This is a genomic window from Micromonospora sp. NPDC049497 (genome assembly GCF_044465805.1).
In the GTDB taxonomy this organism is placed as follows: domain Bacteria; phylum Actinomycetota; class Actinomycetes; order Mycobacteriales; family Micromonosporaceae; genus Micromonospora.
Genome location: NZ_JBITMC010000038.1, coordinates 1 through 20,601, shown reverse-complemented (window position 1 = coordinate 20,601; position 20,601 = coordinate 1). Strand labels below are relative to the sequence as shown.

General features: G+C 71.1%; 7 protein-coding genes and 1 pseudogene. 5 read left to right on the top strand and 3 right to left on the bottom strand.

Going from position 1 to position 20,601, the window contains the following annotated elements:
- Positions 1-281: pseudogene (locus ACIBR0_RS28570) on the bottom strand (2-oxoglutarate ferredoxin oxidoreductase subunit alpha); the annotation flags it as partial.
- 312 nt (positions 282-593) lie between these two features.
- Here ACIBR0_RS28570 and ACIBR0_RS28565 point away from each other — a divergent pair.
- The gene (locus ACIBR0_RS28565; protein WP_396720814.1) at positions 594-2,030 is read left to right on the top strand and encodes an acyl-CoA carboxylase subunit beta; all 1,437 of its coding nucleotides are present in this window, start codon (positions 594-596) and stop codon (positions 2,028-2,030) included.
- Between the two features lie 69 nt (positions 2,031-2,099).
- Here the strand turns inward: ACIBR0_RS28565 and ACIBR0_RS28560 are convergent, their stop codons facing one another.
- A complete protein-coding gene (locus ACIBR0_RS28560; RefSeq protein WP_396720811.1) occupies positions 2,100-2,864 on the bottom strand; it encodes a thioesterase II family protein in 765 nt (254 codons plus the stop codon).
- Positions 2,865-3,104: 240 nt separating this feature from the next.
- Here ACIBR0_RS28560 and ACIBR0_RS28555 point away from each other — a divergent pair, with 240 nt between their 5' ends.
- Positions 3,105-3,338 carry a DUF5988 family protein gene (locus tag ACIBR0_RS28555; RefSeq protein WP_396720808.1) on the top strand — a complete coding sequence of 78 codons (234 nt, stop codon included), beginning with the start codon at positions 3,105-3,107 and terminating at the stop codon, positions 3,336-3,338.
- A 277-nt stretch (positions 3,339-3,615) separates the two neighbouring features.
- Complete coding sequence (locus tag ACIBR0_RS28550) at positions 3,616-4,344, top strand: helix-turn-helix domain-containing protein (protein ID WP_396720806.1); 729 nt, start codon at positions 3,616-3,618, stop codon at positions 4,342-4,344.
- 54 nt (positions 4,345-4,398) lie between these two features.
- Here ACIBR0_RS28550 and ACIBR0_RS28545 read toward each other — a convergent pair whose 3' ends face one another.
- Positions 4,399-5,004 carry a hypothetical protein gene (locus tag ACIBR0_RS28545; RefSeq protein WP_396720804.1) on the bottom strand — a complete coding sequence of 202 codons (606 nt, stop codon included), beginning with the start codon at positions 5,002-5,004 and terminating at the stop codon, positions 4,399-4,401.
- Positions 5,005-5,569: 565 nt separating this feature from the next.
- Between ACIBR0_RS28545 and ACIBR0_RS28540 the strand changes: the two genes are divergently transcribed.
- On the top strand, positions 5,570-19,471 hold the full coding sequence (locus ACIBR0_RS28540; RefSeq protein WP_396720801.1) for a type I polyketide synthase: 13,902 nt from the start codon (positions 5,570-5,572) through the stop codon (positions 19,469-19,471).
- On the top strand, positions 19,461-20,601 hold a 1,141-nt coding region (locus ACIBR0_RS28535), incomplete at its 3' end, for a beta-ketoacyl synthase N-terminal-like domain-containing protein (RefSeq protein WP_396720798.1). The genes ACIBR0_RS28540 and ACIBR0_RS28535, both read left to right, overlap by 11 nt.

Here is a 20,601-nt window from a genome sequence, read left to right as displayed (position 1 = left end):
GGATTCATCGCCACCAACACGTTCGGCGAATCCCCCGGAGTCAAAATGTCGTAGTCGGCGAAATGCACCTGAAAACTCGACACCCCCGGAAGGGTCCCGGCAGGCGCCCGAATCTCCGCCGGGAAATTCGGCAACGTCGAGATGTCATTACCCAACTGCGCCGTCTCCGACGTGAAACGATCACCGGTCAACTGCATGCCGTCGCCGGAGTCACCGGCGAACCGGATCACGACCCGGTCCAGTCGGCGGGTTCGCTTGCCACTGCTCGCTGCCAGGGTCATGACGGTCCTCCACGGGATCCGGCCGGACTGCCGGCGTCGCGGCCGGCACGGCGCACCCGACCAGGCGCCGGCCGCGGCCGGCCACCCCGGTCCGCGTGATGTCCTGCCGGCGAGCGGTCCACCGGCGCGAACGGGCGCCGAGGACAGCGAAGCGCGTACGCCGTGATTCAGCAACCCCTACCTGAGCAACTGGATTTCACTTCTGACGACACCGGATCCGGGGTGGACTAGGGGTTCAGCGCCGTGCGAGATCGTCGTTAGCGTGAGGACACTCTCTCCCACTCCACCCACCCCGCGCTGCGGAGGTCCAGCATGACGGTCACACTCACCGCACGCCTCGACGGGGAGTCGGTCCACACCGACGACCGGCACCCGCGCACCCGCCTCGGGCGGCTGCTGGACCCGGGCAGTCTGCTGCCGATGCATCCCGCCGACGACAGCGGCGTGACCGCCGTCAGTGGCCGGATCGGCGGCTTCCCGGTGGTCGCGTACTGCACCGACGCCGGCCGGATGGGCGGGGCGCTCGGCGCGGCCGGAGCCGACCACATCATCGAGGCGATCCGGCTGGCACTGTGGAAGCACTGGCCGGTGATCGGGTTGTGGCACTCGGGTGGGGCCAAGCTGGCCGACGGCGTCGAGTCGATGGACGGCGTCGGACGGATGTTCGCCATGATGACCAAGGCGTCCGGTCGGATCCCGCAGATCTCGGTCGTCCTCGGTCCGGCGGCCGGAGCCGCCGCGTACGGTCCGGCGCTCACCGACCTGGTGATCATGTCGGACGCGGCGCGGGTGTTCGTCACCGGTCCGAACGTGGTGCAGAGCGTCACCGGTGAACAGGTGGACATGGAGTCGTTGGGCGGGCCGTCGGTGCACGCCCGCCGCTCCGGGGTGGCGCACGTGACGGCCGCGTCGGAGGCGGAGGCGTACCTCCGGGCCCGGCGGATCACCGAGTTGCTCGCCCGCCCCGGCCACGTCGTCCCGGCCGCGGCAGCGGGCGGCCCGGACCTACGGGCGCTGCTGCCGGAGTCCAGCCGGCGGGCGTACGACGTGCGTCCGTTGGTCCGGCACCTGCTCGACCGGGACGACGACGGGCCCTCGTTCGAGGAACTCCAGCCGAACTGGGCCCGGAACATGGTGATCGGGCTGGGCCGGCTCGCCGGTAGGACGGTCGGCCTGCTGGCCAACAACCCGTTGCGCAAGGGCGGCTGCCTCGACTCACAGAGCGCCGAGAAGGCGGCCCGTTTCGTGCGGATGTGCGACGCGCTGGGCGTGCCCCTGCTGGTCGTGGTCGACGTGCCGGGCTACCTGCCGGGGGTCGGGCAGGAATGGGAGGGGGTGGTCCGGCGGGGGGCCAAGCTGCTGCACGCCTTCGCCGAGGCCGAGGTGGCCCGGATAACCCTGATCACGCGGAAGTCCTACGGCGGGGCGTACATCGCGATGAACTCCCGCTCGCTCGGCGCGACCGCGGTCTTCGCCTGGCCGGAGGCGGAGGTGGCGGTGATGGGTGCGGAGGCCGCGGTGGGGGTGCTGCACCGGCGGGAGCTGGCGGCGGCCTTGCCGGAAAAGGCCGTCGAGCTGCGCGCCCAGCTGGTGGAGGAGCACCGCCGTGAGTCCGGTGGAGTGAAGCGGGGCCTCGCGCTCGGCGTCATCGACGAGATCATCGAGCCGGCGGACACCCGCCGACGGCTCGCCGAGGCGTTCGCCGCCGCGCGGAACCGGCGGGGCCGGCACGGCAACATCCCGCTCTGACGACTCGCTCCGCCCGGTACGCGTACCGCCGCCCCGCGTCGCCGTCGGCGCAGGGCGGCGTGTCGGCGGTCAGTGGTGGACGGAAGCGAGCACCTCGGTCACCACCGCGAGGACGTCCGCGGGCCGCTCGGTGAGGTAGAAATGGCCGCCCGGGAAGTAGCGGACGTCGGTGGGGCCGGTGGTGTGGGCCCGCCACGCCTCCGCCTCGTCCGTGGTGACCAGCGGGTCCGCGGTGCCGACCAGCACCGTCAGCGGGCAGCGCAGCCGGGTACCGGGCCGCTCCCGGTAGGTCTCGATTGCCCGGTAGTCGGACCGGAGCGCGGGAAGGATCATCCGCAGCAGCTCCTGGTCCGCCAGCAGCCGGTCGTCGGTGGCGCTGTGCCGCCGCAGCTCGGCGACGATCGCGTCGTCACCCCGCTGGTGCAGGTCCTCGATGCGGACCTGGTCGGGCGCCCTGCGTCCCGAGGCGAACAGGTGCAGCAACGACAGCCCCCGGTCGCGCTCGAGCCGGTGGGCGACCTCGAAGGCCACGCTCGCCCCCATGCTGTGGCCGAAGAAGGCGGTCGGGCGCCCGTCGTCGAGCGGAAGCACCTCGGCGATCCGGTCGGCCAACTCGTGGATGGAGTCCACCGCCGCCTCCCGGCGCCGCTCCTGGCGCCCCGGATACTGCACGGCGAGCACCTCGACACGCGGCGCGAGCGCCTGGGACACCGGGAAGTAGAAACTGGCGGACCCGCCGGCGTGCGGGAAGCAGACCAGCCGCACCGCGCCCGGGCCCGCGTCGTGGTAGCGGCGGGTCCAGACGTCCTGGGAAAAAGCCGTCGTCACCTGCATTCACCGTCCTGGTAATGAGGGCCGGCCCGACCGGCCAGGCCGGGAACATCGGCCGGAGTGGCATGCGATACGTGTCCGGCGATTGTATTTGCCACAGAGGCTCGACCGCGACTTTGCACGCTGTTTCCGCTGGCCCCACCAGCAAGATAGGGGTGCATTACGGGTGCACAATCCCGTGACCTCTCGCAATACTGAAGGAAGTCGATGCACAAGATTTCCCAACAGGACGGGAGGGTAGCGATGACCAGCTCGCCCGAAAACGTCGTCGAAAACACGATCGAGGCGGTTCTCGTCGGCGGACCGAACGACCTACCGGCAACCGTTCGGACCCAACGACTGCCCCAGGACGGACAAAAGATAAAGATTCACCACCGGGGCGGCTACGAGCACTTTGAGCGGGAGATCGACGATCCCGCACCCTCGCCCGATCCGGTCGTTTTCCGCTGGACGACGCGCACCCGGGTCGCGGAGTGATCTTAAACGCGTAAATGCGACAGGTTGCGCGTGTCCACCTAGGACCGACCTAACCACAGCAATTTGACAACCCAGCGCACTTGATCCGTCACTCAGCGCCAGCATTGCGATACCATCTGCGCGTGGTAGGGGTCGTTGTTCCGATTCGCGACGGTGGAGCGGGATTTCTCGGAAATGCCGGCAGCCTGACCCGCATAACAGTGATCTGTGCGCGTTCTGGCAGCGACCATCAGGAGGCTCGCCGTGGGGGAGACCAATTATTTGCTGGGGGGCAACGGTGAAAGACGGCATCCGACGAGCCATTGACGCGATCCGGGATCGATACGAGGAGCCGCTCAGCCTCGACGACCTGGCGAGGTCGGCGATGATAAGCAAGTTTCACTTTCTGCGGACCTTCCGCCGGGTGACCGGGGTGACGCCGGGCCGTTTCCTCTCCGCCGTCCGGATCCACGAGGCCAAACATCTGCTTTCCACCACCACGCTCAGCGTGGCTGAGATCAGCGTCCAGGTGGGCTACGGCAGCCTCGGCACTTTCACCCGCCGGTTCACCGAGTGCGTCGGCCTCTCCCCCACCGCTTACCGTCGAGTGGCGCAGGGCGAACCGCTCCCCCACGACGGCGCGCCCGAACCTCTGCGGGACCATCCGGCCGGCAGCCTGTCCGGCACGATCCGGGCGGTCCCGGGGGCCAACTCTCCCGTTCTTGCCGGTGTCTTCGACACTCCCGTTCCCCGCGGGCTCCCGGTCACCTCGCAGCTGGTCGCGGAGCCGGGGCCGTGGCGGATGGACCACGTGCCGGTCGGCCGGTGGTATCTGCTCGCCGCCGCTATCGGGCCGGTCGTGGACGACGGCCGCGCGCCGTCGCTGCTGGTGGGCATGTCGGACGAGCTACGGGTCTGCGCCGGACGACACCTCCGGGTCGACCTGACCATCCGGCCGCCGGACTGGCGGCATCCGCCGCTGCTGTCGGTACTGCCCGGCATCGAGCGGCTCCGCGTCACGGTCTGACGAGGCCCCGCCCGGGCGGGTCGGCACCGGCCGGCCCGCCCGGGCATTGTGCCGTCAGGACCGGTCGCAGCGGGCGGTGCCCACCGGGAACAACTGGTCCGGAGTGGACTCCATCGCCATCGAGACGTCGTTGTAGAGCTTGTCCGGCGCGGGCGAATAAAGATCGTCCCGGCCGATGTGCCGGAACCCGTTGAACAGGTAGGTGCCGGTGAAGACCGCGTGCCCGTTGGTCACCGGCGGTGCGCTGCCGCTGCCCTGGCCGTCCGCATCGTCGAAGTAGTAGGTGGTGAACTGCTGCGCCACCGGGTCCCAGCCGTACACCTGCCGGGCGACGACCCGCTGCGGGTTCGAGGTGCTGGGCAGCTGAAGTGAGCGCAGCTCGTACCAGTGCCCTCCGAGGATGGACCGCACGGAGAGGTAGGTGATGTTCTTCATCTCCGGCTGGCCGTGCACCTGGGTGATGACCACGCACCGCCAGTCACCGAGCATGAAGTCGAGCTGGCTCATCTCAGCGGGCACGGCGGTGGTGGAACGGTTGGCCGCGGCCCGGTCGTCGGTGAGCGCCGGGAAGCCCTGCGATGCCGCGTTGCCGGGCGCCGCCGGGCCGAGGGCCAGGGAACCGAGCACGGCCGTCGCGCCGAGCGCCAGCCCACGGCGCAACCGAGACCGGGGACCGCCCGAAACTGCCGCTTTCCGAGAATTCATTCTTCCTCCCGATTGGTGGGAAACGCGCGCCAACGCCGCCCGACCGTCGCAATTCCGCGCTTCGCGGGAGCGTACGGCCGGGCGCGCCGGCGACGTCCGCTCGCCACAGTTGGGGAGTGCACAACGGGAGGATTCGGCCAGCGCCAAAAAGTGTCGAACGGTAACGTAATGGGAGTCGATCCGGCGAGTCAAGACAGCCGGCGACAGAAGCCCGACAAAGGTGCGCGAGGTGGGGAGCCGGCCGCGGAAGGGCTCCGGCAGAACCTCGTAAAACAGGGGTGAGCAGGGGTTCCGCACCGCTCCCGCGAGGTCGAAGTAGGGGTGCTAGGGGCTATCCGGCCTGATTGCCGCTACCTATCCTTGACGACTGGGCAGACAATTGTCGGCGCCGATGCCGTCGTTTTTGACGTCAACCGGGCACCTCACTGTCCCTTACAAATGTGGAATTGCGCACCCGGATGGCATTTTGCCTGCCGCCGGCCCGTCCACCAGAAGAGGAACGGAAGATGAGGAAAGGCACATGACCGGACCTGACGCCGCGCCTGGAGAGGAAAATGGTCGGCCGTGCCCGGTGGCGGTGGTCGGGATGGCATGCCGGCTGCCCGGCGCGGCGGAACCGGAAGCCTTCTGGCGGCTGCTGCGGGCCGGGACGAGTGCGGTGGGCGAGGTGCCCGAGGACCGGTGGCGGGCCGACGGAACGGTGCGACACGGAGCCTTCCTCAACGACGTCGGCGGGTTCGACGCGGATTTCTTCGGCGTCTCACCGCGCGAGGCGGCGGCGATGGACCCGCAGCAACGGTTGATGCTGGAGCTGGCGTGGGAGGCGGTCGAGGACGCGGGGACCACGCCGGCCGCGCTGGCCGGGACGGCCGCCGGTGTTTTCGTCGGCGCGATCTGGGACGACTACGCCCACCTGACCTACCGCGTCGGGGTGGACGGAATCACCCCGCACACCGTGACGGGGCTGCACCGCAGCATCCTCGCCAACCGGATCTCCTATCTGTTCGACCTGCACGGTCCGAGCCTGGCGGTGGACACCGGACAGTCCTCGTCGCTGGTCGCCGTCCACCTGGCGTGCGAGAGCCTGCGCAACGGCGAGTCCACGATCGCGCTGGCCGGCGGTGTGAACCTCAACATCCTGCCGGAGAGCGCAGTCGGTACCGAACGGTTCGGCGGCCTCTCCCCCGACGGGCGGTGTTTCACCTTCGACGCCCGGGCGAACGGGTACGTGCGGGGCGAGGGCGGGGCCCTCGTGCTGCTGAAACCCCTGGCGGACGCGCTCGCCTCCGGTGACCGGATCTACTGCGTCATCGACGGCTCGGCGGTGGGCAACGACGGGGCGACCGATGGGCTGACCGTGCCCGGCCGGGAGGGGCAACGGCACGTGCTGGCCACCGCGTACCGCCGGGCCGGGGTGGACCCCGCCGAGGTGCAGTACGTGGAGCTGCACGGCACCGGCACGCGGGTCGGCGATCCGGTGGAGGCGGCGGCGCTGGGCGCCGTGGTCGGTCGGGGGCGTGGTGGGGCCGGGCTCGCGCGGGTGGGGTCGGCCAAGACCAACGTCGGGCACCTGGAGGCCGCCGCGGGCATCGTCGGGCTGGTCAAGCTGGCCCTCTGTGTACGGCACCGCGAACTGCCGCCGAGTCTGAACTTCGTCACCGCCAACCCGGACATCCCGTTGGACGACCTGGGCCTCGCGGTGCAGCGGGAGCTGACCGGCTGGCCTCGGCCGGACCGGCCACTGCGCGGCGGGGTGTCGTCGTTCGGCATGGGCGGCACGAACTGCCACGTGGTGGTCCGCGACGCCCCCGCCCGGGACACCGCCGCGCCGGCTGTCGACGACCCGTGGGACGGGTGGGTGTCGTGGGTGCTGTCGGCGAAGTCCGAGGCGGCGCTACGCGCGTACGCCCGACGACTGGGCACCTGGCTGGTCGACCACCAGGACGTCGCACCCGCCGCGGTCGCCGACACCCTCGCCCGCCGGACCCGCTTCCCCCACCGCGCCGTGCTGGTCGCCCGCACCCACCACGACTTCACCGCCGCCCTCACCGCACTGGCCGAAGGCCGTCCGCATCCGGCCGCCGTCACCGGCGTCGCCCGCGACAACGGCGGCAAGGTGGCGTTCTGCTTCACCGGCCAGGGCAGCCAATACCCCGGCATGGGCACCGACCTCTACACCACCAACCCCACCTACCGCGACGCCTTCAACCAAGCCTGCGACGCGTTGAACCCCCACCTCGAGCACCCACTCCAAGACATCGTCTTCGCCGAACCCCACACGCCCCAAGCCGACCTCCTGAACACCACCGCCTACACCCAACCCGCCCTCTTCGCCCTCCACATCGCCCTACACCACGTCGCCACCACCCAACTCGGCCTACACCCCGACCACCTCACCGGCCACTCCCTCGGCGAAATCACCGCCGCCCACCTCGCCGGCGTCCTCACCCTCACCGACGCCGCCCACCTCATCACCGCCCGCGCCCGGCTCATGAACACCATCACCACACCCGGCGCCATGATCGCCCTCCACGCCACCCACCACGAAGCTAAAACCCTCATCGCCGACCACCCCGGCGTCACCATCGCCGCCATCAACACCCCCCACACCACCGTCATCAGCGGCGACCACCACACCTGCCACCACCTCGCCAGCCAATGGCGCAACACCGGACGCAAAGCCACCACCCTGAAGGTCAGCCACGCCTTCCACTCCCCCCACATGACCACCATCACCGACCAGTTCCACGCCGTCGCAGCCAACCTCACCTACCACCCCGCGACCATCCCCGTCATCAGCAACCTCACCGGACAACACGCCACCGAAGAGCAACTCACCAACCCCAATTACTGGGTCCAACACCTCCTCAAACCCGTCCACTACGCCCACGGCATCACCACCCTCCACCACGACCACGACGTCCACACCTTCATCGAAATCGGACCCGACACCACCCTCACCACCCTCCACCACCAGACACTCACCGACATCAACGCCATCCCCACCCTCCACAAGAACCAACCCAGCCCACGCGCCCTGCTCACCGCCGCCGCCGCCGTGCACGTCGTGGACGCCGGTCACGTCTGGGCAGGGGGTACGGCGCAGTTCGACCCGCCGCACCTGCCGGGCTATCCGTTCCAGCGCCGGCGTCACTGGCTGGACGTCAAGACCGGGCCGCCGCAGCCACCCGTGCCGGTTGCCGGACCGCCCGCCACGCCCAACCCGTGGACGAACGTGGTGGTCGGGGCGGGAGACTCGGACGTACCGGCGGTGGCGGACGACGGGGCGGACGCGCAGGTGGAACCGCCACTCCGTGACCAGCTTGACGACCTCGACGCGGCGGGCCGGCACCGGCTGGTTCGCCGGACGGTGCTCGGCCAACTCGCGTTCACCCTCGGTCACGCGACGGCGGACGGCATCGACCCCACCCGCACCTTCAAGGAGCTGGGCTTCGACTCGCTGATGGCGGTGCGGTTCCGCAACGATCTCGTGGCGGCGACCGGCTTCGACCTTCCGGTCGGGATCACCTTCGACCATCCGACGCCGGAGCAGCTGGTCGACTTCGTCCACCGGTTGGCGGTCGGCGGCCCGGTGCCGGCGGTAGCCCTCGCCCCGACGGCCCCACTGGACGAGCCGGTGGTGATCGTGGGGATGGCCTGCCGCTACCCGGGAGGGGTCACCACGCCGGAGCAGCTGTGGGAGCTCCTGGTGGACGGCCGGGACGCGATCGGTCAGCTCCCCGCCGACCGGGGATGGGACCTGGAGTCCCTCTACGACCCGGACCCGGACTCCCCCGGCACCACGTACACCCGGGAGGGCGGATTCCTCGCCGGCGCCGGGGGTTTCGACGCGGAGTTCTTCGGGATCAGTCCGCGGGAGGCGACGGCGATGGACCCGCAGCAGCGACTGCTGCTGGAGACCGCGTGGGAGTGCGTCGAGCGGGCCGACGTCGACCCGGGCAGCCTGCGCGGTGAGCGGGTCGGCGTGTTCGTCGGTGCCATGCCGCAGGACTACGGCCCGCGAATGCACGAGGCGTCGGGTGAGGCCGCGGGGTATGTGCTGACCGGCAACACGACGAGCGTCGCCTCGGGCCGGATCGCGTACGTGCTGGGGTTGGAGGGGCCGGCGATCACGGTGGACACGGCTTGCTCGTCGTCGCTGGTGGCGATGCACCTGGCCGTGCAGGCGATCCGTAACGGCGAGTGCGACACGGCCCTGGCCGGCGGCGTCACGGTGATGGCCACCGCGGGCATGCTCATCGAGTTCAGTCGGCAGCGCGGGTTGTCCCCGGACGGCCGGTGCAAGCCGTTCGCCGCCGCCGCCGACGGCACCGGCTGGGGCGAGGGCGTCGGCCTGCTGCTGCTCGAACGCCTCTCCGTCGCCCGGGAACGCGGGCACCGGGTCCTCGCCGTCATCCGCGGCTCCGCGGTGAACCAGGACGGGGCGAGCAACGGGCTGACCGCACCCCACGGCCCCTCCCAGGAACGGGTGATCCGACAGGCCCTGGCCAACGCGAGGCTGACCCCCGCCGACGTCGACGCCGTCGAGGCCCACGGCACCGGCACCACCCTCGGCGACCCCATCGAAGCCCAGGCGCTCATCGCGACCTACGGACAACACCGGCGCGACGACCAGCCACTGTGGCTCGGGTCGGTCAAGTCGAACATCGGCCACACCCAGGCCGCCGCCGGCGTCGCCGGCGTCATGAAGATGGTCCTCGCGATGCGGCACCACCGGCTGCCGCACACCCTGCACATCGACACGCCCAGCCCACACGTCGACTGGGACAGCGGCAACGTCCGCCTGCTCGACCGGCCGGTCGACTGGCGGCCCGGTCCGCAACCACGTCGGGCCGGGATCTCCTCGTTCGGCGTGAGCGGCACCAACGCCCACCTGATCATCGAGGAGGCACCCGCCGACGCACCGACGCCGGTCGACGGGCCGACCCCGGTCGACCAGCCGGTGCCGGCCGGGCCGCGTGCCGCCGCGGCGGAGCCCGTCGCCGTACCCGCCGTCGAGGCGGTGGCGGACGAGCTGGTGGATCTGCCGGGTGAGGGCTGGGTGCCGTGGCTGCTGTCGGCGAAAACCGAAACCGCGCTACGCGAATACGGCCGCCGACTGCACGACTGGGCCACCACCACCACCGACGACCTCGACCTCACCGCCGTCGCGCACGCCCTCACCCGACGAACCATGTTCGCCCACCGCGCCGTGATCCTCGGCCGCACCCCCACCGACATGACCGAAGCCCTCACCGCCCTGGCCAACGGCCTGGAGCACCCCAACCTCACCACCGGCGAAGCCACACCCGCAGGAAAAATCGCCTTCATCTACCCCGGCCAGGGCAGCCAATGGCCCGCCATGGCCCACCACCTCTACCGCACCTCACCGGTCTTCCGCGACAGCATCAACACCACCCACACCGCCCTGAACCCCCACACCAACTGGTCACTGCGCGACGTCATCCTGCAAACACCCGACGCGGCCAACCTCGACCGCGTCGACGTCGTCCAACCCACCCTCTTCGCCGTCACCACCGCCCTCACCGCACTGTGGCGACACCACGGCATCACCCCCGACGCCGTCATCGGCCACTCCCAAGGCGAAATCACCGCCGCACACACCGCCGGCATCCTCACCCTCCACCAGGCCGCCCACCTCATCGCCCACCGCGGCCAAGCCCTCACCACCATCGAAGGCACCGGCGGCATGCTCGCCATCACCGGCCCCACCCCAAACGAACTCACGGCCCTGGTGACACGGCTCCTGCCACACCACGCCCCCGAGTTGCACCTCGCCGCACACAACGCCCCCACCAGTTGCGTCCTATCCGGCGAACCAGCCGCCATCGAAGCAGCCCACCAAACCCTCACCCAACACGGCCACACCACCCGCATCATCCCCGTCACCTACGCCAGCCACAGCCCCCACATCGACCCCCTCCACAATGAACTCACCACCACCACCATCACCCCACACACCAGCACCACCACCTACTACAGCAGCACCCACCAGACCACCCTCCCCGGCACCCACCTCACCACCGACTACTGGTGGCACAACCTCCGCCAACCCGTCCACTTCCACCCCACCCTCCAAACCCTCATCACCGACGGACACCACACCCTCATCGAAATCAGCCCCCACCCCCTCCTCACCCCCACCATCGACAACCCCACCACCACCACCTGCCACACCCTCCGCCGCAACACCGACCCCTGGCACACCCTCCTCACCAACACCGCCCACCTCCACACCCACACCACCCACCCCATCACCTGGACCCACCTCATCCCCCAACCCCGAGCACACGCCACCCCACCCACCTACCCCTTCCACCACCAGCCCTACTGGCTCACGGCCATCCCCCGCACCGACCCTCACCACCTCGGACTGCGACCCAGCACGCACCCGCTCCTCGGGGCCGCCATCACCACCGCCATCAACGGTGAAGATCTGCACACCGCCCGGCTCTCCACCCGCACCCACTCCTGGCTGGTCGACCACACGATCAGTACCGGCTGCCTGCTGCCGGCGACCGCGTTCGTGGACATCGCACTGCACGCCGCGACTGCCGCCGGGCTGAGCCGGCTCGACGAGCTCACCCTGCACAGCCCGCTCGGCCTCGGCGAGCAGCCGACCGACGTCCAGATCACCGTCGGTGGGCCGGATGAGCCAGGCCGGCGGACGCTGACCGTCCACTCCCGGCTGTCCGGCGCTGCTGCCGAGGTCGCCTGGACCCACCACGCCACCGCTGTCCTGGACGCGGATCCGGGCGAGTCGGGCCCGGCGCCGCTCGCGGCCTGGCCGCCCCCGGGCGCCACCCCGGTCGACCTCGACGGCCTGTACGGACGGCTCGGGTCGAACGGCTACCACTACGGACCAATGTTCCGCGGCCTGCGCCGAGCGTGGCGGGCCGGCGACGACCTGTATGCGGAGGTCGCCCTTCCCCAGCCGGGCGAGACCGACGGGTACGGGATCCACCCGGCATTGCTGGATGCGACGCTGCACCTGGCCGTCGACGAAATCGTGACGCGGGAGCCCGGTCTGCTGTGGCTGCCCTTCTCCTGGTCGGGAGTACGCCAGCTAGGGAGTAGCAGGGCGGCCACGGCGCGGATGCGCCTCACCTGGCGGGGACCGCACGAGGTCGCCCTCACCGTCCACGACGACGCCGGGCAGGCGCTCGTCGCGGTGGAATCGTTGGCCTTCCAGCCGGTCACCGCGGCGCGGCTCGACGCGAGTCGGCAGACGTACGACGGTCGCCTGTGGCGGTTGGAGTGGGTGCCGGTGGCGTTGTCGGCCGGTCCGGCCGTCACCGACGGGTGGGTGACCGTCGGCCAGCCAGTCCCAGGGTGGGATCTACCCTGCCACCCCGACCTGAACGGTCTCCGGCAAGCCATCACCAACGGTCAGGCCACCCCACCCCAACAGATCATCATCACGCTGCCCGACCACAGCGACGGCACGGACGTACCGACCGCCGTGCACCACGCCACCGAACAACTCCTCCACACCCTGCAGAACCTCCTCACCGAACCTGCCTACGCCACCACCCACCTGACCGTCCTCACCACCGGCGCCATCAGCACCGGCGACCACGACCCGCTCACCAATCTCCCCGCCGCGACCTGCTGGGGCCTCACCCGCACCGCCCAGACCGAACACCCCGACCGCATCACCATCGTCGACACAGACCACACCGAGGAAAGCCGGCGAACCCTCGCCACCGCCATCACCAGCGGCCACCCCCAACTGGCCGTTCGCAACGGCACACCACACACCCCCCACCTCACGACCGACACCACACCACCCGCACCTCGACCCCTCAACCCCGACGCCACCACCCTCATCACCGGCGGTACCGGCACCCTCGCCCAACACACCGCCGGCCACCTCGTCACCAGTCACAACGCACGCCACCTACACCTGATCAGCCGCCAAGGCCCCCATCACCCCGAAGCAGCCCGCCTCATCCACCACCTCACCGGCCTCGGCGCGACCACCACCATCACCACCTGCGACACCACCAACCGCGACCACCTCACCCAGGTGATCCACGAGATCGACCACAGCCCCCACCCGCTCGGCGCCGTCATCCACACCGCCGGTGCCCTGCACGACGCCACCCTCACCAACCTCACCACCGACCAGCTCCACGCCGCACTGAACCCCAAGGTCGACGGCACCTGGCACCTACACGCCCTCACCCGCCACCACCCCCTCACCCACTTCCTCCTCTACTCCTCCGTCGCCGCCATCCTCGGCACCCCCGGCCAAGCCAACTACGCCGCCGCCAACACCTTCCAGAACGCCCTCGCCGGACACCGCCACCAGCAGCAACTCCCCGCCACCAGCCTCAACTGGGGTTACTGGACCGACACCAGCACCCTCACCGCCCACCTCCACACCACCGACCTCCAACGCCTGCACAACACCGGGATCACCCCACTCACCACGCCCCACGCCGTCACTCTCCTGAACACCGCCCTCACCACCGCCCAACCCGCCCCCATCACCGCCCACCTCAACCCCAGCAACCTCCCGCACCACCTCATCCGGGTGAGCACCACGGCCTCAACCGCGGGGCGGTGGCGGGAGCAGCTTGCCGGCCTGCCGGAGCCGGCCCGCGAGGAGGCGGTCCGCGAGATGGTGCGGAGCGAGGTGGCACGAGTGCTCGCCCTGCCCGCCGCGTCGCCGGTGCCGCTCGACCGGGCGTTCAAGGATCTCGGGTTCGACTCGCTGGTGTCAGTGGAGCTGCGGAACCGACTGAGCGCCGCGACGGGACTCCGGCTGCCGGCGACGCTGGTCTTCGACCACCCCACCCCCGAAGCGGTGGCCGGTCACCTGGTGACCCAGTTCTCCGCCGTACCGAATGCGACCGAGCCGGCGGCGGTCGCGCCCGCACCGGCGGCGCTCGACGACCCGGTGGTGATCGTGGGGATGGCCTGCCGCTACCCCGGTGGAGTGGACAGCCCCGAGCAGTTGTGGGACCTGGTGATCCACGGTGGTGACGCGATCGGCGGGTTTCCGGAGGACCGGGGGTGGAACCTCGCCGGGCTCTACGACCCCGACCCGGAGCGGACCGGGACGACCTACACCCGGCACGGCGGTTTTCTGTACGAGGCGGCCCGGTTCGACGCGGAGTTCTTCGGGATCAGTCCGCGTGAAGCGACGGCGATGGACCCGCAGCAGCGGCTGCTGCTGGAGACCGCGTGGGAGTGCGTCGAGCGGGCCGGTGTCGACCCGACCAGCCTGCGCGGCAGCGCGACCGGCGTATTCACCGGCGTGATGTACGACGACTACGGGGGGCGGATCCAGCGGGCGCCCGAGGGGTTCGAGGGGCACCTGCTGACGGGCAGCATCAGCAGCGTCGCGTCGGGCCGGATCGCGTACGTGCTGGGGTTGGAGGGGCCGGCGATCACCGTGGACACGGCGTGTTCGTCGTCGCTGGTGGCGATGCACCTGGCCGCCCAGGCGATCCGCAACGGCGAGTGCGACATGGCCCTGGCCGGTGGCGTCACGGTGATGGCGACCCCCACGGTGCTGGTGGAGTTCAGTCGGCAGCGCGGGTTGTCTCCCGACGGCCGGTGCAAGCCGTTCGCCGCCGCCGCCGACGGCACCGGCTGGGGCGAAGGCGCCGGCCTGCTGCTGCTGGAACGCCTCTCGGTGGCCCAGGAACGCGGCCACCGGGTCCTCGCCGTGCTACGAGGTTCGGCGGTGAACCAGGACGGGGCGAGCAACGGGCTGACCGCACCCCACGGCCCCTCCCAGGAACGGGTGATCCGGCAGGCCCTGGCCAACGCGAGGCTGACCCCCGCCGACGTGGACGCCGTCGAGGCCCATGGCACCGGCACCACCCTCGGCGACCCCATCGAAGCCCAGGCCCTCATCGCGACCTACGGACAACACCGGCGCGACGACCAGCCACTGTGGCTCGGCTCGGTCAAGTCGAACATCGGCCACACCCAGGCCGCCGCGGGAGTCGCCGGGGTGATGAAGATGGTCCTCGCCCTCCGGCACGGCCAGCTCCCCCGGTCCCTGCACATCGACGCACCCAGCCCGCACGTCGACTGGACCGCCGGCAACGTCCGTCTCCTCGACCAGCCGGTCGAGTGGCAGACCAACGGCCGGCCGCGCCGGGCGGGCGTGTCCTCGTTCGGCATCAGCGGCACCAACGCGCACGTGATCCTGGAAGAAGCGCCCGCCGGGAAACCCGCGCCGCTGATCCCGTCGGCCGCCGACCCCGCGTCAGCGGCCGCGGTTGTGCCGGACCCGGTGGACGCCCTTGACGGTGTCGAGTTGGTGGATCTGCCGGGTGGTGGGTGGGTGCCGTGGCTGCTGTCCGCGAAGACCGAAACCGCGCTACGCGAGTACGGCCGGCGGCTACGTGATTGGAGCACCACCACCGACGACCTCGACCTCACCGCCGTCGCGCACGCCCTCACCCAACGGACCATGTTCGCCCACCGCGCGGTCATCCTCGGCCGCACCCCCGACGACTTCACCGACGCCCTCACCGCCCTGATCGACGGGACCGAACACCCCAACCTGACTGTCGGCGAAGCGAGCGACGGCGGGAAGGTCGCGTTCATCTACCCCGGACAGGGCAGCCAGTGGCCGGCCATGGCCCACCAGCTCTACCGCACCTCCCCCGTCTTCCGGCACAGCATCGACACCACCGACACCGCCATGCGCCAGCACGTCGACTGGTCACTGCGCGACATCGTCCTCGGGCGGCCCGAGGCGGCGAGCCTGGACCGGGTCGACGTCGTCCAGCCGACCCTGTTCGCCGTCACCACCGCCCTCACCGCACTCTGGCGACACCACGGCATCACCCCGCAGGCGGTCATCGGCCACTCCCAGGGCGAGATCACCGCCGCCCACACCACCGGCGCCCTCACCCTCGACCAAGCCACCGGCCTCATCACCCACCGCGGCCGCGCCCTCACCACCATCGAAGGCACCGGCGGCATGCTCGCCGTCACCGGCCCCACCCCCCACGAACTGCCCGCCCTACTGCAACGCCTGGTCCCCGAACACGCCACAAACCTGCACCTCGCCGCCCACAACGCCCCCACCACCTGCGTCCTCTCCGGCACCCCGACCGCCATCCAAGCCACCCACGCGACCCTCACCAACGCTGGACTCACCGCCAGGACCATCCCCGTCAGCTACGCCAGCCACTGCCCCCACATCGACCCACTCCACACCGAACTCACCGGCGTCACCGTCGACCCCCAAGCCACCGACACCGCCTTCTACAGCAGCACCCGACAGCAACTCATCCCCGGCACCGAACTGACCACCGACTACTGGTGGAACAACCTGCGCCAACCCGTCCACTTCCACCCCACCCTCCAACAACTGACCACCGACGGACACCACACCCTCATCGAGATCAGCCCCCACCCCCTGCTCGCCCCCACCATCGACACCGACTCCACCACGGTCTGCCACACGCTTCGCCGCGACACCGACCCCTGGCACACCCTCCTCACCAACACCGCCCACCTCCACACCCACACCACCCACCCCATCACCTGGACCCGCCTCATCCCCCAACCCCGAGCACACACCACCCCACCCGGCTATCCGTTCCAGCAACGGCACTACTGGCTCACCGCCACCCCCGCCACGGACACCCACCACCTCGGACTGCGAGCCAGCACGCACCCGATCCTGCCGGCGGCCCTGGAACTGGCCGGTACGCCGGACGTGGTCCTGACCGGCCGGCTGGGCGTCGGCGAGCAGACTTGGCTGGCCGGGCACCGGTTGCTGGGGACGGTGCTGCTGCCGCCGACCGCGACGCTGGACCTGGCCCTGCACGGGGCGAAGCAGGTGGGGTGCGACCAGGTCGACGAACTGACCGTCTGGGAACCGGTCGCGCCGCCGCCGCAGGGGCACGTACGGGTCCAGGTGATCGTGACCGCGCCCGACGAGTCCGGCCGGCGGCTGATCACGATCCATGTGGGCACGTCGGCCGACGGCGACGCGGAGGTGGTGTGGCGGCGCCACGCCACCGGGTCGCTGTCCACGTCGGGCGCCCCGGCGCCCCGTTCCGACGCCGCCTGGCCGCCCTCCGGGTGGGCGCCGGTCGACCTGGCCGCGCTGCGGGAGCGGGTGGCGGCGGCCGGTGGTGAGCCGGGCACCGGGTGTCCGTCCGCCGGCTGGCGGCGCGACACGGAATTCGCCGCGGAGGTACGCGTCGACAGCGGGGACGGTCACGTCCTGCACCCGACGCTGCTGGCCGCCGCGCTGCGGATGGTCGCGCCCGAGGCGGCCGGTGGCGACGACACGGTGGCGTTGCCGATGACCTGGTCCGGCGTACGGCTGCACGCAACACCCGCGACCGATCTGCGGGTCCGGCTGCGCCGGGAGGGCGCGGACGGGTACGCGCTGCTGGCCACGGACCCGGCCGGCTCTCCCGTGCTGTCGGTGGCCAAGGTGGAGTTCCGGCCGGTACGGGTCGACGACCTGGCCGACCGGGCCACCGCCCAGGGGCAGGGGTGGCGCTTGGGCTGGGCGCCGGTGACGCTGCCGGCGGGTCCCGCCGCCACTGACGGATGGGTGACCATCGGCGAGCCGGTGCCAGGCTGGGAGGTGCCCTGCCAGCCCGACCTGGACGCCCTCCGCGACGCCGTCACCGCCGGGGAGATCACCGCCCCCGAGCAGGTCATCGTGCCGCTACCCGATCATCGCACCAGCGACGAGGTGGACGTCCCGGCGGCCGTGCACCAGGCCACCGCTCGGCTCCTGCACACGCTCCAGGCGTTCCTCACCGACCCGGCCTACGCCGGCACGCGCCTGACCGTCCTCACCACCGGCGCCGTGACCACCGGCGACCAGGACCAGCTGACCAACCTGCCGGCCGCCACCTGCTGGGGTCTGGTCCGGACCGCACAGACCGAACATCCCGACCGGATCACCCTCGTCGACACCGACCTGGACAGCCTGCGCGTCCTGCCCGTCGCCGTCGCCAGTGGCCAGCCGCAACTGGCCCTCCGGGCCGGCAGACCCTTCACCGCCCAACTGATCCCCGACACCACACCGCCGGCGGCCACCCGTTCCCGGCCGGTCCCGGAAAACCGACCCTTCGATTCCGACGGCACCACGCTCATCACCGGCGGCAGCGGCACCCTCGCCCGACACACCGCCACTCATCTCGCCGCCCACCACGGCCTACGCCACCTGCACCTGGTCAGCCGCCAAGGCCCCCGTCATCCGGCGGCACCGGCGCTCGTTCACCAGCTCACCGGCCTCGGCGCCACCGTCACCGTCACCACCTGCGACACCACCAACCGGGGGGAGCTCGCCGAGGTGATCGGCGACATCGACCGGACCCCGCACCCTCTCGGCGCGATCATCCACACCGCCGGCAGCCTGCACGACGCCACCCTGACCAACCTCACCCCCGACCAGCTTCACCCGGTCCTGAACCCCAAGGTCGACGCCGCCTGGCACCTGCACACCCTCACCCGCCGGCACCGATTGACCCACTTCCTCCTCTACTCCTCCGTCGCCGCCACCCTCGGCACCGCCGGCCAGGCCAACTACGCGGCCGCGAACTCCTTCCAGAACGCCCTCGCCCACCATCGACACGTGCTCGGCCTGCCCGCCACCAGCCTCAACTGGGGCTACTGGACAGACACCAGCACCCTCACCGCCCACCTCCACGAGGGGGACCGCCAACGCCTCGAAGACACCGGCATCGCGGCGCTGTCGACCTTCCACGCCCTCACCCTGTTGAACACCGCACTCAGCACCGATCACCCCGACCCCGTCACCGCCCACCTCAGCCCCGGCAACCTCCCCGCACACCTCACCCGGTCCACCACCGTCGCTCCCGCCACCGCACCCGGCCGGTGGTCCGACCTGCTGCGCGACCGGGACGGCGCGGAGCGGCGGCGCACGTTGGCGGAGCTGATCCGCGAGCTGTTGGCGACGGCACTCGGGCACGCCGACGCGTCGGGAATCGGGGAGAACCGGGGCTTCCTGGAGCTGGGCTTGAACTCGCTGACCGCGCTGGAGTTCCGGAACCAGCTCAGCCGGCTCACCGGCCGGCCGCTGCCCGCCACCGTCGTCTTCGATCACCCGACCCCGGTCGCGCTGGCCGCGTACCTGGCGGAGCAGTTGACGCCGCGCCAGCCCGACCCGGCCGAGCTGGCACTGGCCGAGCTGGACCGGCTGGAGAGCGCGGTACGGGCGTTGAACGGCGACGCCTCGGACGGGCGGGACGCCCTGGTCAGCCGCCTGCAAGGGCTCCTGCACCAGCTCACCGGCCCGGAGCCGGAACCGGCGACGTTTGCCGCCGACATCCTCACGGCCACGCCGGAGGAGCTGTTCCACCTGCTCGATCAGGACCTGGACGTTGAACTCACGCAGCTCGATCTCACCGGTGAGGTGGCCACGGATGGCGAATGAGGAGAAGCTGGTCGCGTACCTCAAGCGGGCCACGGCGGACCTGTACCAGACCCGCCAGCGCCTGCAGGAGGTGGAGGAACGCGCCCGGGAGCCGATTGCGATCGTCGGGATGGCGTGCCGCTACCCGGGCGGAGTGACCTCCCCGGAGGAGCTGTGGCGGCTGCTCGCCTCCGGCACCGACGCGATCGGCGACTTTCCCACCGACCGGGGCTGGGACCTCGCCACCCTCTACGACCCCGACCCGGACACCCGGGGCACCACGTACGTCCGGGAGGGCGGCTTCCTCTACGACGCGGGCGACTTCGATCCGGGATTCTTCGGGATCAGCCCCCGGGAGGCGCTGGCTACCGATCCGCAGCAGCGCCTGCTGCTGGAAGCCGCCTGGGAGGCCGTCGAGCGGGCCGGCATCGACCCGACCAGCCTGCGTGGCAGCAGCACCGGCGTGTTCACCGGGGTCGTCGCCCAGGACTACGGCCCCCGACTGCACGAGCGGCACCAGGCGCCGGAGGGGATCGAGGGCTACCTGCTCACCGGCAACACGTCCAGTGTGGTCTCCGGGCGGGTGGCGTACGTGCTGGGGCTGGAGGGGCCGGCCGTCACGGTGGACACGGCGTGCTCGTCGTCGCTGGTGGCGCTGCACCTGGCGGCGCAGGCGATCCGGAACGGGGAGTGCGACCTGGCGCTCGCGGGCGGGGTGGCGGTGATGACCACGCCGGACAACTTCGTGGAGTTCGCCCGGCAGCGGGGGTTGGCCGCCGACGGGCGGTGCAAGCCGTTCGCGGCGGCGGCCGACGGCACCGGCTGGGGCGAGGGCGTCGGCCTGCTGCTGGTGGAGCGGCTGTCCCGGGCGCGCCGGCTCGGGCACCCGATCCTGGCGGTTGTCCGCGGGTCGGCGTTGAACCAGGACGGCACGAGCAGCCAGCTCTCCGCCCCTAACGGTCCGTCCCAGGAGCGCGTCATCCGGCAGGCCCTGGCCAACGCCCGGTTGACCCCGGCCGACGTGGACGCGGTGGAGGCGCACGGCACCGGCACCAACCTGGGTGACCCGATCGAGGCGCAGGCGCTGCTGGCCACGTACGGGCAGCACCGGCGGGACGACCAGCCGCTCTGGCTCGGCTCCATCAAGTCGA

Excerpts from the sequence above, each read along its gene's own strand:
- ACIBR0_RS28565 (WP_396720814.1), top strand. The coding sequence starts at position 594 with ATGACGGTCACACTCACCGCACGCCTCGACGGGGAGTCGGTCCACACC.
- ACIBR0_RS28560 (WP_396720811.1), bottom strand. The coding sequence starts at position 2,864 with ATGCAGGTGACGACGGCTTTTTCCCAGGACGTCTGGACCCGCCGCTAC.
- ACIBR0_RS28555 (WP_396720808.1), top strand. The coding sequence starts at position 3,105 with ATGACCAGCTCGCCCGAAAACGTCGTCGAAAACACGATCGAGGCGGTT.
- ACIBR0_RS28540 (WP_396720801.1), top strand. The coding sequence starts at position 5,570 with ATGACCGGACCTGACGCCGCGCCTGGAGAGGAAAATGGTCGGCCGTGC.